The organism is Rufibacter glacialis, from assembly GCF_008271745.1.
In the GTDB taxonomy this organism is placed as follows: Bacteria; Bacteroidota; Bacteroidia; order Cytophagales; family Hymenobacteraceae; genus Nibribacter; species Nibribacter glacialis.
Map to the genome: position 1 here is coordinate 327780 of NZ_VKKZ01000010.1, position 12991 is coordinate 340770.

12 protein-coding genes are annotated in these 12991 nt (G+C 54.1%); all 12 read left to right on the forward strand.

Features of this window, described 5'->3' with window-relative positions; all coding sequences use genetic code 11:
* The first annotated feature begins 93 nt into the window (after window positions 1-93).
* The 12 genes from FOE74_RS02285 to FOE74_RS02345 all read left to right on the forward strand — a co-directional run bounded on the left by FOE74_RS02285 (window position 94) and on the right by FOE74_RS02345 (window position 12829).
* Window positions 94-1590, forward strand: a complete 1497-nt coding sequence (locus FOE74_RS02285; protein ID WP_149096973.1) for a Do family serine endopeptidase — start codon at window positions 94-96, stop codon at window positions 1588-1590.
* Window positions 1591-1740: 150 nt separating this feature from the next.
* A complete protein-coding gene (gene amaB, locus FOE74_RS02290; protein ID WP_149096974.1) occupies window positions 1741-3285 on the forward strand; it encodes an L-piperidine-6-carboxylate dehydrogenase in 1545 nt (514 codons plus the stop codon).
* 416 nt (window positions 3286-3701) lie between these two features.
* On the forward strand, window positions 3702-4199 hold the full coding sequence (locus FOE74_RS02295; protein WP_149096975.1) for a DUF4442 domain-containing protein: 498 nt from the start codon (window positions 3702-3704) through the stop codon (window positions 4197-4199).
* Window positions 4200-4946: 747 nt separating this feature from the next.
* The gene (locus tag FOE74_RS02300; protein WP_149096976.1) at window positions 4947-5507 is read left to right on the forward strand and encodes an RNA polymerase sigma factor; all 561 of its coding nucleotides are present in this window, start codon (window positions 4947-4949) and stop codon (window positions 5505-5507) included.
* A 43-nt stretch (window positions 5508-5550) separates the two neighbouring features.
* Window positions 5551-6138 carry a hypothetical protein gene (locus FOE74_RS02305; RefSeq protein ID WP_149096977.1) on the forward strand — a complete coding sequence of 196 codons (588 nt, stop codon included), beginning with the start codon at window positions 5551-5553 and terminating at the stop codon, window positions 6136-6138.
* A complete protein-coding gene (locus tag FOE74_RS02315) occupies window positions 6119-7465 on the forward strand; it encodes a hypothetical protein (protein ID WP_188686343.1) in 1347 nt (448 codons plus the stop codon). Before FOE74_RS02305 ends, FOE74_RS02315 begins: the two co-directional genes overlap by 20 nt.
* Window positions 7466-7573: 108 nt before the next feature.
* Window positions 7574-7999, forward strand: a complete 426-nt coding sequence (locus FOE74_RS02320; RefSeq protein ID WP_149096980.1) for a RidA family protein — start codon at window positions 7574-7576, stop codon at window positions 7997-7999.
* A 344-nt stretch (window positions 8000-8343) separates the two neighbouring features.
* The gene (locus FOE74_RS02325) at window positions 8344-10146 is read left to right on the forward strand and encodes a MutS-related protein (RefSeq protein ID WP_149096981.1); all 1803 of its coding nucleotides are present in this window, start codon (window positions 8344-8346) and stop codon (window positions 10144-10146) included.
* 158 nt (window positions 10147-10304) lie between these two features.
* Window positions 10305-10550: a hypothetical protein gene (locus FOE74_RS02330; protein ID WP_149096982.1), complete on the forward strand. Its 246-nt coding sequence runs from the start codon at window positions 10305-10307 to the stop codon at window positions 10548-10550.
* Between the two features lie 170 nt (window positions 10551-10720).
* Window positions 10721-11155: a hypothetical protein gene (locus FOE74_RS02335; RefSeq protein ID WP_149096983.1), complete on the forward strand. Its 435-nt coding sequence runs from the start codon at window positions 10721-10723 to the stop codon at window positions 11153-11155.
* 284 nt (window positions 11156-11439) lie between these two features.
* A complete protein-coding gene (locus FOE74_RS02340) occupies window positions 11440-11718 on the forward strand; it encodes a SelT/SelW/SelH family protein (protein WP_149096984.1) in 279 nt (92 codons plus the stop codon).
* 238 nt (window positions 11719-11956) lie between these two features.
* The gene (locus tag FOE74_RS02345; RefSeq protein WP_149096985.1) at window positions 11957-12829 is read left to right on the forward strand and encodes an alpha/beta hydrolase; all 873 of its coding nucleotides are present in this window, start codon (window positions 11957-11959) and stop codon (window positions 12827-12829) included.
* The last annotated feature ends 162 nt before the right edge of the window (window positions 12830-12991 follow it).

The following is a 12991-nucleotide window of genomic DNA, read 5'->3' on the forward strand; positions in this document are numbered from 1 at the left end:
TTTAGCGTTTCCCACGTACAAAAGAATCAAAACTGTAGCCTCTTTATTAAGAGATACTTACCTTTTTTTAACCTTTATAGCTAATCTATAAATATGAGAACGAAACAGTTTATGTTGGGGCTTCTGCTTTCTGCCATGATGGGTGGAGGCGTGGCCGTTGGTGGTTATAAACTGCTGGAAGATGACGCGCCCGCCGCCGGGCAGCAATCGCCTAATACCAATGTACGGTACACCAGCGCCATGCGCAGCTCAGACGTGGTGGTGCCTGAAGGCTTGAATTTTGTCACTTCCGCAGAGCTGGTTACCCCGGCTGTAGTCCACGTGACCACTGAGTACAAAGTACAGGCCCGTAGAAGCCCGAGCGCCAGTGAGATCCATCCTTTTTTCCGTGATTTCTTCGGAGATGAATTTGAAGGCTACCAACGGCAGCAGGGCCCGGCCATGGGGTCAGGTTCCGGGGTGATCATTGCCTCCAACGGATATGTGGTGACCAACAACCACGTGATTGACCGCGCAGACAAAATCCAGGTGATCCTGGATGACAAGCGGACGTATGATGCCACCCTGGTAGGCACCGACCCTAACACAGACATCGCGCTGCTGAAGATCAACGCTGACAACCTGCCGGCTTTGCGCTACGGCAACTCAGACAAGGTGCGCGTAGGAGAGTGGGTATTGGCCGTGGGCAACCCGTTCAACCTGAATTCAACCGTAACCGCGGGTATCGTGAGTGCGAAAGGCCGTAACGTAGGTATCTTGCAAGGCGCCGGCAACATGAGCGTGGAGTCTTTCATTCAGACCGATGCGGCCGTGAACCCTGGTAACAGCGGCGGCGCTCTGGTGAACCTGAACGGGGACTTGATTGGGATCAACACCGCCATTGCCTCACAGACCGGTTCTTTTGCCGGTTACTCTTTCGCGGTGCCGTCTTCCATTGTAAGCAAAGTAGTGGATGACCTTATCAAGTTTGGGGAAGTGCAGCGTGCTTTGCTTGGTGTGCAGATGCAGGAAGTAAATGCTGACTTAGCCAAGGAGAAAAACCTTAAAACCTTGAATGGGGTGTACGTGGCCGGCTTCTCTGAGAGCAGTGCCGCCAAAACCGCCGGGTTGCAGGAAGGTGACGTGATCACAGAGATCAACGGCGTGAAAGTGAACACCAGCGCGCAGTTGCAGGAGCAGGTAACCCGTTACCGTCCTGGTGACAAGATCAAGGTGAACTTCATGCGCGGCGGCAGCGAGAAAAACATCAACGTTACCCTGCGCAACGCCAACGGAAGCACTGAATTAGTGAAGCGTGACCCTAACTCGGCTAAGTCCATGACCATTGACGGGGCTAAATTTGAAGCCGCCAGCAAGCAGGAACTGAACAAACTGGAACTGACCGGCGGGGTGAAGATCACAGGGGTGGAGAAAAGCGCTTTCGCTGAGACCGGCATGAAAGATGGCTTCATCATCACCAGCATTGACAAGACCCCTACCAATGCGCCCCAAGACGTAGACAAAGTACTCAAAAGCACGCGCCGCGGCGGCCTTCTCATTGAGGGGGTTTACCCAGACGGCCGCAGAGCTTACTATGCCATGGGCCGTTAAGGAGGTGTTTTTGCCAAAACGCAGCTAAAACCGCTTTCTAAAAGCCTCTGCCGCAGGGCAGAGGCTTTTTTGTTTTTTATGTTGCCAGAAAGGCCTATACTAGGAGCATTATTTCCCTAAGACTTTGCTTAAAGAATAACACATACCATTATGTCAACAGAAATCAATTCCATCCTCTCGCGCCTCGGAATCCAAGACCGGAACCCTGCTTACTGCACCGGGCTTACGTGGGGAGGGGAGAACAACCAGGAAACCCGCGTCATCCATTCGCCTACCAACGGCCAGCCTATTGCCACGGTGAACATGGCCTCAGAGGCAGACTATGAGCAGGTGATCACCACGGCGCAGCAAGCCTTTCAGGAGTGGCGCACATGGCCATCGCCCAAGCGGGGCGAGGTGGTGCGGCAGATAGGCCAGAAACTGCGTGAGCACAAAGAGGCCCTGGGAAAACTGGTGAGCTATGAGATGGGCAAGATCTTACAGGAAGGCCTGGGCGAGGTGCAGGAAATGATTGACATCTGTGATTTCGCGGTGGGCTTGTCCCGGCAGCTGCACGGCTATACCATGCACTCAGAACGCCCCACGCACCGCATGTATGAGCAGTACCACCCGCTGGGCGTGGTGGGCGTGATCTCCGCGTTCAACTTCCCGGTAGCCGTCTGGAGCTGGAACGCCATGCTGGCCGCCATCTGCGGCGACGTGGTGGTCTGGAAACCTTCTGAGAAAACCCCGCTGACCGCCATTGCCTGCCAGCGCATCATTGAAGAGGTGCTCCGCGAGAACGAGGTGCCGGAGGGCGTCTTCTGTCTTGTCGTGGGCGATGCCGTGATCGGGAACAAGATGGCCCATGATGAGCGCGTGCCTTTGGTCTCAGCCACGGGATCTACCCGCATGGGCAAGAAAGTGGGCGAGGCCGTAGGGGCCCGTTTAGGGCGTTCTTTGCTGGAATTAGGCGGAAACAACGCCATCATCATCACCGAGAACGCCGACCTGGAAATGGCCATGCGGGCGGTGGTGTTCGGGGCGGTAGGCACCTGTGGCCAGCGCTGCACCTCTACCCGCCGATTGATCATCCATGACAGCATCTATGACGAAGTGAAGGAGCGCCTGTTAAAGGTGTACCCTAACCTGCCCATCGGGGATCCCCTGAAAGACGGCATTCTGGTTGGTCCGCTTATTGACAAGGCGGCCACCACCGCTTTCCTTGATGCCCTGGAACGGGTACAGCAGGAAGGCGGCCAACTGCTCACCGGCGGTACGGTGCTGGAAGGCGAGGAATACGCGACGGGTACCTACGTGACCCCGGCCTTGGTAGAGGCCGAGAACCAGTACCACACCGTGCAGGAAGAAACCTTCGCGCCTATCCTGTACCTGATCAAATACAGCGGTTCGGTAGACAATGCCATCGCTATCCAGAACGGCGTGCGGCAGGGATTGTCTTCGTCCATCTTCTCTTCTAACCTGCTGGAAACCGAAGCGTTTTTGAGCCATTGGGGTTCTGACTGCGGAATTGCCAACGTAAACATCGGCACCTCCGGGGCCGAGATCGGCGGCGCTTTTGGCGGCGAGAAAGATACCGGCGGCGGGCGCGAGTCCGGGTCAGATGCGTGGCGCTTCTACATGCGGCGGCAAACCAACACCATCAACTTCGGGCGGGAGTTGCCGTTGGCGCAGGGCATCAAGTTTGACTTGTAAGCGAAGAGATAAAGCAATGGATGCGGGCGTCTTCCTGAAAAAGGGAAGGTAAACTTGACGCAGCTCTCTAAAAACAAAGCAGCCTTGCCGTTTCACAGCGGTAAGGCTGCTTTGTTTTTAGCCCGATTTTCTAAAAAAGCCCGTTAAACATGGAATTGGTAACTTGCTAACCGTAGGACAGGTTTTCCCGAATCACAGTACAGGCTCTATGATTCTAGCGCTATGGTTCAGTTTTATTAACCTGGACCTGGGATTTCCAGGAGTTTAAAACTGTCGTGAGGCGAAAGCCGGAAAGTCAATTTACTTCATCCAACAACAGCCGGTACTTGTGAGAATAGATCAACCTTGGTATGGGGCTGGGTTTTTCTAAACCTCGGGCAAAATGCCTATCTTTTGTTTCCTCTTTTCCTGGGCCTATGACCACTGTTTCTACCGCCGCCTTCCGTAAGTTGATCACGAACCCCGTCAAGTTGAAGCTGTTCCTTTTCAAGAACCTGCCCATGGCGTACCTGGCCGGTATCCGGGTGAAGAGGTTAACAGACCAGGAGGCACAGGTGACTATCAAATACAAGTACCTGACTAAAAACCCGTTCAAGTCCATTTATTTCGCGTGTCTGGCCATGGCCGCTGAAATGGCCTCGGGGGTGATGAGCATGATGTACCTGTACCAGGCGCAACCGTCGGTGTCTATGCTGGTGGTGGGCATGGAGGCCGAGTTCAGCAAGAAAGCCGTGGGCACCATCACTTTTACCTGCTCAGATGGCGAGGCCATTGCCGCTGCCGTGCGGGAAACCCAGCGCACGGGCCAAGGCAGCGCCCTGCAAACCCTGAGCATTGGCCATGATGAGCAAGGGGAGGAGGTAGCCCGGTTCAGGATCACCTGGTCGTACAAGGCCCGCGGCCAGAAAGCCTGACGTCTCTGGCTGGCCTTCTTCAGGAACTACTTCCCGGCTTCCCGGAACAGTGCCCGCTGATTCAGGTTTAAGAGGTGATTTTACAGAATCAGGTGCGAAACGGTAGAAAAGAAGCAGCAGGCATTCCGCAGGAAGGGAACCTGACCGGAAGGAAAGCGCCTGCATTTTTCTGGTCAGATTCCATCGTGGTAGGCAGGTCTCCTCAAAGTCCTGGGCCCGGTGCCGTACGCAGTCGTTTTTTCCAGTGCTTTCCCAGGCCAGGCGTTGCCGCATTGGTCAAGGGACGCGATCTGCGCAGACTTTCCCGCGTGTCCATCCCAGCCCATCCACCAGAGGCGCCCGGTTTGTCCCGGCCAACAACTGGCCCATCCTTCCCAGATACCTTCTGTTGGTGTTCAATGCCATTGCCTATAAGGAAGCGAAGGACACGTGCAGCCGCCTGAAAAAGGGAGTCTTGCCGGTCGAATGCTATAGAAGGACTGTTTCTTGCTAAAAATCAGAAAAAGAAAGAAAACCAGTGTTAAAAGCAAGCTGTTTGGGCGAAAGTGGGAAATAATTTGAATAAATTAAGGAAGTGAAAAACACAGGATATTTTTGAAGCAGGGTGCAACCCTAAGGCTTTTCACTAGTCTTTAGAGTAGAAGTTTGGAACAGAAGAGAGCCATGAGGCTCAGCGAAAAGGGTGGGTGTTGTTCCGGGTTGCTGTTACTGAGATTACCGTCATGATGAGCATTAAAAGGTAACAATTTGGAAACGCTGGAATACACCGACGTGAACGCGCACGTGGTGGCCCGCTGTAAAGAGGGCGACCGGAAGGCGCAGTATGAGCTGTACAAACTTTACAGTAAGTCCATGTTCAACGTGAGCATGCGCATCACCAATGACTATACCGAGGCCGAGGATGTCTTGCAGGAGGCTTTCCTGAGCGCGTTCAGGGAACTGCACACCTTTAAGGGAGACTCTACCTTTGGCAGCTGGTTAAAGCGTATTGTCATCAACAAGTCCATCACCAAGGTGCGCAGCCGGCGGCTACAGGTGGTGCCCATGGAAGAACACCAGGATTTCGCCGAGGAGGCGCCTGACTACGACCACGAGGAGATGGAATACAAAGTGGAATGCATCAAGAAGGCGATCCAGTCTTTGCCAGACGGTTACCGGCTGGTGCTCACGCTTTACTTACTGGAAGGGTATGACCACGGCGAGATCGCTGAGATTCTAAGCATCAGCGAGGCCACGTCTAAGTCACAGTACAGCCGGGCCCGCAAAAAATTACTGTGCCTCATGAAGGAGCAGTCGTTCTTAAGCTGAAAAAGTAGAAAGAACCCCAAAACGAGTACAAGGAGCATTAGCCATGAAAGATAGATTAAAAGATTTTGTACAGACCCACCGAGACGAGTTTGACTCTTTCACCCCCAGACCAGACCTGTGGCAAGACATTGCCGCCGACCTGCAGACCGAGGAAAAGAACTTGATTCTACCCGTGGATCAAAAGCAGGAGGCCAAGATCATTTCCATGACCTGGCACCACGCCTGGCGGTATGCCGCCGCCGTTGCCCTGCTGGTGATGGTTGCCTTCTCTGCCAAGTATTATATGGCCTCCTCTGATTCTCCAGGCACTGTGGCCGCTGCCCAACCGGTTACCCTGGAGAAAATAGCCCCTGAGGTAAAACAGATCGAGACCCGGTACGTGCAGGTGATAGAGAAAAAGGAGTCTGAACTCAAAGCCCTGGGCGCCGGCAACGTGCAGTTCGCAGAGCTGGACTCGGCCTACAACGCCTTGAAAAAAGAACTGTACACCACCCCCAACAAAGAAGTGCTGCTGCAGGCCATGAGCGATAACCTTAAAATGAGGATTGCGCTGTTGAACCAGCAGTTAGAAGTGCTTGAAAACCGAAACAACGTAAAAACCCGTGCCCGCCATGAGACTACCAATATCTAAACTACTTTCCTTTCTTTGCTTATCCCTGGCGTGGACAACCGCGCAGGGGCAACCTGCGGCCGTCTCGGCGGGCTGCAAGGAAGCAGTGAAAGAAGAGATAAAAGTCGAGATCTCAGAACTGGTGCTCCAGTGTCTGTCATCGTCCCTGAAAAGCCTGCAGGCCATAGAGACCTTGGCGGCGGTAGGGCCAGCCCTAGAAAAAATGGACATTCCTGAGCCTCCATTCCTTCCTTCGCCAGAAGAGATGGAAGCAGCCCTGGAAGCCGCGGGAATGCCTGTTTTCCCGCAGCCAGACCCCCGGGCAGCAGATGTGCAAGGAGCCGCCTTCGCCTATACCAAGGTGAAGAAGATAGACCGCTCTTTCAAAGTAGACCGCTCAGATAAGCTGAACATTGAAAACCAGTTTGGTCGCGTAGACGTGCAGACCTGGAACAAAAATGAGATATCCGTTGAGGTGACGGTGATTTCAAGGGCGGCCACCGAGGCCAAGGCCCAGGAGATCCTGGACAAGATCCAGATCAGAATCCAGGAAGACAAGGCCAACAACCTGGTGTCTTTTGTGACCGAGCGGGAGCCCATGCAGATCAAGTCCAGCAGCGAGAAGGCCTTTGAGATCAACTACGTGGTGAAAATGCCTAAAGCCAATCCGCTCAGGATCAGCAACAAGTATGGGGCGGTGCAAGTGCCAGACTTTGACGGCCCCACTGAGTTGGAGGTGCAATACGGCAAACTGACCGCTGGCAGCCTCAACAACGTCAAGAACAGGCTGTACGTGACCTACAGCGGCAGCCAATGCCAGGTAGGGTTTGTGAAAGGCGGCGATCTGCTGTTCAAGTATTCTAACCTGCACCTGCTGGGTGCCGATGACATCAGGACTACCACGGCCTATAGCAACATCATTATTGACAAGGTGGACTTGCTCACCATGGAAAGCCGCTATGATTCCAAGTTCCATATCGGCAGCGCCGGGCAGATCTCTGGTACCGGAAGCTACTCCGGCATCAAGATCGGGAGCCTGCGCGAGTCTGCCAGCCTTATTGTGAAGTACTGCTCAGGGTTTGAGATCAACAACGTGTCCTCTAACTTCCGGAAACTGGATTTGACCGGCGGCTACACCGGAATGGCCCTGAGCTTCGCTGATAACTCGGCGTTCAACTTTGAGGTAGACACCCAGTACGGCAGTTTCAAGCTAGACCAGGATTTGGCTAATTTCAGCCTGAAAGAGGTCAGAAACACTTCCAGTTCCTACAAAGGGAAGTACGGCAAAGCCACGCCCAAAGGCACCGTGAACGTGACCAGCAAATACGGCAGCATCGCTTTCCAATAGACAAGCAAAGCTTCCAGAGAATCTAAGAGCGGACCCGCAAAGGCCCGCTTCTTTTTTGCCCCGTTTTTACCTTAATTTGGAGAAACAGGGCTAAAACAGGATCACTACATGGACAAGACACCGCCACCCGCATTTCATTCATCCCAGGCGCCCGAACCCGTGGGGCTATACCCGCACGCGCGCCGGGTGGGCAATCTGTTGTTCCTCTCGGGCGTGGGGCCGCGGGAGAGGGGCGTAACCGAGATCCCGGGGGTCACCCTTGATGCGGCCGGAAACATCAGCAGCTATGACATAGAGGCGCAATGCCACTCGGTCTTCAAAAACGTGCGCCACATTCTGGAGGAGGCCGGTTCTGCCTGGGAGAACCTGGTAGACGTGACCGTGTTCCTCACTAACATGAAAGCCGATTTCCAGACCTATAACCGCCTCTACGCCCAGTACTTCCAGGACTGCCAGCCCTGCCGCACCACGGTTGAGGTCAACGCCTTGCCTACGCCCATCGCCATTGAGTTGAAGTGCATTGCCACCATCTAGGGGCCGTTTCAGGCCTGTTTAAGTAAAAGTAGGCCCAGAACTACGGTTGTGTACTTTTTCAAATCGCCGGTTATGCGCCTTAGGAGGGAAATCTCTGCCCAAGGCAATAATTTGGACGCAATGGCCTTTTATCGGTAGGAGTCTGTTTTAAGGGTGTTTTCCAAAAAATGACTTAAAGCTGCCTGAACCTTTGGTGAGCCGGAGCCAGGCTACTGCTATTAGGAGTTCTGTGGATAGAAGTGGTAATTGCAATCGTTCCGGACCTAGTGGCCTTACTGGGCGCAAACCCGATGGCTTCTGCGGCTTGCCGCCCAGGAACCTAATTCTGACGTACGCTTTTTTGAATGATAGAGACCTCTCCAGAGGCATTGTTCGCGGAACGCGAACAGCGCTTTTTCGCCGCCGAGGAACGGCAGGCCGCCAGGTACCGTTGGGTAGGCTGGCTTAGATTGTCTTTTTTTGTGGGGTCGGTGCTGGGGTGCGTGGTGCTCTTCTATTACGGGCGCAACGCCGCGGGAATGGGCCTTCTTTTGGGCGGGTACTTCCTTTTCGCCGCCCTCATCCGGTGGCACAACAAGATTGAATACGCGCGCAAGCACCAATTGTACCTGGGTCTGATCAACCGGAGGGAGCAGGAACGCCTTCGGGGTGAACTTTCTTCTTTCGCCAGCGGCGAGGAATTCCAGGAACCTAACCATTACTACGCCGCCGACCTGGATGTTTTCGGGCCGAATTCTCTTTTTCAGCTCCTAAACCGGGCGGTAACCCGCTTAGGGCAGCAGCGGCTGGCCGAGTGGCTGAAAACCCCCGCGGCGGCAGAGGAAATCCTTTCGCGGCAAGAGACCGTGGCCGAACTCCTGCCCGACCTGGAGTGGCGGCAGAACCTGGAGGCCCGGGCCATGCACCACCACCGCAAGACCCAGCAATTGCCCCAGCCGTTCCTGCTGTGGCTCAGAAGTCCCAATTTCTTCCAAGGCAAAGCCTGGCTGGTGGCGCTCACGTTCCTGCTGCCCTTGCTTACCATTGCCGCCGCGGTGTATTGGGCCGAGGGGCGTTCCCATTATCCGTTCCTGGGCCTGGTGCTGGTACAGTTCCTGATCGCCTACAAGTACCAGCGCCAGCGCGATGAATACTATGAGGAAAGCACGGGCATGTATGAGACCCTGCGCAGCTACACCGACCTGCTGGTGCACATTGAGGGCCGGAGTTTCCAAAGTCCCCGGGCCAAGGCCTTGCAGGAGCAGCTCAAGATTGATGACCGCCAGGCCTCCGGGCACGTGCGCCAGCTGGCCTCCATCATTCAGTTCCTCTCGGCGCGCCTGAACACCTACCTGAACTTCATTTTGAACCACATGTTCATGTGGGACTTCATCTGGATGTGGCGGCTGGAACGCTGGAAGAAAACCATGTCGGGTAATATTGGGCAGGTGCTCAACGCGGCCGCTGAGTTTGAGGCCCTGGCCAGTCTGGCGGCTTTCCAGTACGCCAATCCCACCTACGCCGTGCCCGGCGTGAGTAACCGCCCCTTTGAATTTGAGGCCCGGTACCTGAGCCATCCGCTTATTTTCAGCCCCGGCCGCACGGCCAACAGCCTTGCCTTTGAGGGAACAGGACACACGGTACTTATCACCGGTTCCAACATGTCGGGGAAGAGTACGTTTCTGCGGGCGGTGGGGGTGAACATGGTGTTGGCCTTTACCGGAGCCGCGGTCTGCGCCCGTAATTTGAAGGTTTTCCCGGCCCTGGTGTACACCAGTATGCGCACGGAAGATAACCTAGCCGAGAATACGTCGTCGTTCTACGCAGAGCTTAAACGGCTGAAAATACTGATTGATATAACAGCTACCGGTACCCCCGTGTACTTCTTCCTGGACGAGATCCTGAAAGGCACCAACTCGCATGACCGCCATGAAGGGGCCATGGCTTTGATCAGGCAGTTGCACCAGCGGCAGGCGGCCGGGTTTGTGTCTACCCATGACCTGGAGCTAGGCAACATGGAGCAGGAACTGCCGGGGGCGGTGGAGAACTACAGCTTCAACAGCTATTTTGAAGACGGCCAACTGCGCTTTGACTATACCCTGCGCCCCGGCGTCTGCCAGAGTTTCAATGCCAGCCAGCTCATGCGCCAGATGGGCATAGAACTGTAAGAGGTTTAAGCTCTGCTTTTCAGGAAAGGCGGGAGAAACCCGTCCCGGAGCGAAATTAGGGAGTTATCCTGTCCTGAGATATTTACCTGGCCCCTTGGCGGCTACCGTTGTGTACCGTAGCTTTGGGAAGTATTCACTTTTTTTCTTTCTTTTGGTTTATGCGCGTTGTAGCTGATATTCCCCACCCAGACATTAAGATCACGCTTTTGGCCTGGAACGGCAAATACCTTCTCAAACTGGAGCTGGGTCCTTTTGAGCAGACCTACAAGGTAAGCGAGATGGAGGTGACCGGCGGTGATGAGGAGGTAAAGACGTGGCTGGATGCCCCTTTTCTGGAGGGTTGCCTGGAGTTGTTTCTGGCTATGCGCAAAAACCTGTACGCCACCAGAGACCGGCACGAATAAGTAGGAGTATTCTACTTAAATATGGCCTGTTTAGGGTTTATTTGTAGGGAATGAGCTTATCTGCTTGCATTTACCAATGGTAAGGGTTAAATTCATTGCAAGACAGACAAATGACAGCCGTATGATGTTAAATCCAAAGCGCCACTAAGTAGCGTTAAGTCCCTAGCGCCATGAAGATAGGATTCAGCAAGCACATCAAGATCTCCTATCGGGCGGATATGCAAACGGTTATTATCCGTTGGCAACAGCCTGTCACCTTTACTGAGTTCAAGATGAACTGTTTGGCCATTCTCTCCTTGGCCAGAGAGCATACCGCCTCTTCCTGGTTGCTTGACTGTAGGTCAAAAGGGGAAATCACCCAACAGGAAAGCGACTGGCTCAGCAATGAATTTTACCCCAAGTCTTTACAGCAGGTTTCTTCCTGGGTATTGGTAGCCTGGCTACTGACTCCTCGTCAGATGCAGCGGTTGCAGGAAGGAGCATTGTCGGCGGTTTCCTCTGATTGCCCTGATGTTTGCCGCAAGGCGTTCCTGACCGAGCACGAAGCCGTGAAATGGCTGGAAGATTCGGTGGCGCAGATAGAGCATCGCAAAGCGGATCAATAAAAACCTCCCCACCCCAACCTGTCTGGCTTCTCTTCCAGGCCTCTCGGCCCCCATAAGCTCCGTTTTTTAACCCTCATTCCTGGAAAACACCCGTTAAATGGGAAACTCCTTCTGCTTTACCCATGGTGCTAATCCAGGTAGCGGGAGACCGGCCTGGTGGCCTGCCCATTAGAGTAACAAGGGCAACCAGTGAACCGTTGTCTTTTACAAGCGGTCTCAGGCGCAGCCGGCCGTGGCGGCCAACCTAAGTGATTTCTGGCTGTTTTTCTAAAAACGATGTGTAAATGAAACCTACCCTCAGCATAGAATATTGCCCCAAATGCGGCTGGATGCTTCGGGCTGCTTATATGGCCCAGGAACTGCTCACCACCTTCACTGATGAGGTGAAAGGGGTGCTGCTGGAACCTAGTGAGACCAGCGGAACCTACCTGATCAAAATCAATGACCAAATCATCTTTGACAGGAGGGCAGCCGGGCGGTTCCCGGAAATAAAAGAACTCAAGCAGCTCGTCCGTGACCAGGTAGCCCCGGAGAAAAGCTTGGGCCATTCAGACCGGAAGTGATCCGCAAGTGGGCCTTGAAAGACCGCTGGATTGGGAAGTAAAAACATACCCTCCCTAAGGCATAGGAGTAGGGCTGCCTAGGATTCTGCTAGGAAGAGGCCGTTGCGCGGCAAAGGAGGAAAGGTGCCTGGTTTTCCTCAGTAAACATGGGGAACAATAAGCCAAAAGCGCTATACTTGGGTTTTCTAACCCCGCCGGTAGCTTCCGGTTCGGCAACTATCCTAAACCACAAGAATCCATGCGTAAACTCCTCCTCTCTCTTTTCCTGCTTCTTTCAGGGCAGGCAATGGCCCAGCAAGGTGTACTCAGGGAAAGCCTGAAAGCCAAAAGCAAGATCCTGGGCCATGAGGTGAACTACTCCATCTACCTGCCCTCAGATTACACGGCCTCTAACCGCCGCTACCCGGTCCTGTACCTGTTGCACGGCTACACCGATGACGAGACCGGCTGGACCCAATTTGGCGAAGCCCACCTGATTGCAGACCGGCTCATGCAAGCCGGCCAGATCCCGCCCATGCTTATAGTGATGCCAGACGCAGACGTGAGCTGGTACGTGAACAGTGTAGACGGCAAGGTGAAGTATGAGGATTTCTTCGTGAAGGAATTCATTCCCTTTATTGACAAAGAATACCGCACCCGAAGCGCCAAGGAAGCCAGGGCAGTGGCCGGGCTTTCCATGGGAGGTTATGGGTCGCTTATCATGGCCATGAAGTACCCCGGCTTGTTCGCCGCGGCAGCCCCGCTCAGTGCCGCCGTCTTCACCAATGAGGAGTTCAAGAACATGCCAGAGGGCAACTACAACCGAACCTTCGCGGCTATTTATGGCCCGCACCCCCCAGGAGAAGAGCGCCTGAGCAACCACTGGAACCAGAATTCTATCCTGAAAATCATTGAGACGGCCCCGGCAGATTCGCTTAAGAAAGTGAAGTACTACATTGACTGCGGAGACGACGATTTCCTCATCAAGGGGAACATGGCCCTGCACGCAGCCCTTATTGACAAGAAGGTAGCGCATGAGTTCAGGGTTAGGGACGGCGGCCACACCTGGACCTACTGGCGTACCGCTTTGCCGGAGGTCCTTAAGTTTGTGGGCACCAGTTTTCACCGGTAAGGTTTCTTTCAACAGGTACCATTCAGAAAGGCGTTGAGGGTTGGTTTCTCAGAAACAAGCCTTAAACGCCTTTCTGGTTCTGGGGCTGCCTTTGGGGCCTTTTGTAGAAGAGGTTCCTGGTGAATAGAATATCTTATATACCCAAAAAGCAGTATAAGTCTA

Bases quoted from the DNA above. Each gene is read 5' to 3' on its own strand.
- FOE74_RS02285 (WP_149096973.1), top strand. From the start codon at position 94: ATGAGAACGAAACAGTTTATGTTGGGGCTTCTGCTTTCTGCCATGATG.
- amaB (WP_149096974.1), top strand. From the start codon at position 1,741: ATGTCAACAGAAATCAATTCCATCCTCTCGCGCCTCGGAATCCAAGAC.
- FOE74_RS02295 (WP_149096975.1), top strand. From the start codon at position 3,702: ATGACCACTGTTTCTACCGCCGCCTTCCGTAAGTTGATCACGAACCCC.
- FOE74_RS02305 (WP_149096977.1), top strand. From the start codon at position 5,551: ATGAAAGATAGATTAAAAGATTTTGTACAGACCCACCGAGACGAGTTT.
- FOE74_RS02315 (WP_188686343.1), top strand. From the start codon at position 6,119: ATGAGACTACCAATATCTAAACTACTTTCCTTTCTTTGCTTATCCCTG.
- FOE74_RS02320 (WP_149096980.1), top strand. From the start codon at position 7,574: ATGGACAAGACACCGCCACCCGCATTTCATTCATCCCAGGCGCCCGAA.
- FOE74_RS02325 (WP_149096981.1), top strand. From the start codon at position 8,344: ATGATAGAGACCTCTCCAGAGGCATTGTTCGCGGAACGCGAACAGCGC.
- FOE74_RS02330 (WP_149096982.1), top strand. From the start codon at position 10,305: ATGCGCGTTGTAGCTGATATTCCCCACCCAGACATTAAGATCACGCTT.
- FOE74_RS02335 (WP_149096983.1), top strand. From the start codon at position 10,721: ATGAAGATAGGATTCAGCAAGCACATCAAGATCTCCTATCGGGCGGAT.
- FOE74_RS02340 (WP_149096984.1), top strand. From the start codon at position 11,440: ATGAAACCTACCCTCAGCATAGAATATTGCCCCAAATGCGGCTGGATG.
- FOE74_RS02345 (WP_149096985.1), top strand. From the start codon at position 11,957: ATGCGTAAACTCCTCCTCTCTCTTTTCCTGCTTCTTTCAGGGCAGGCA.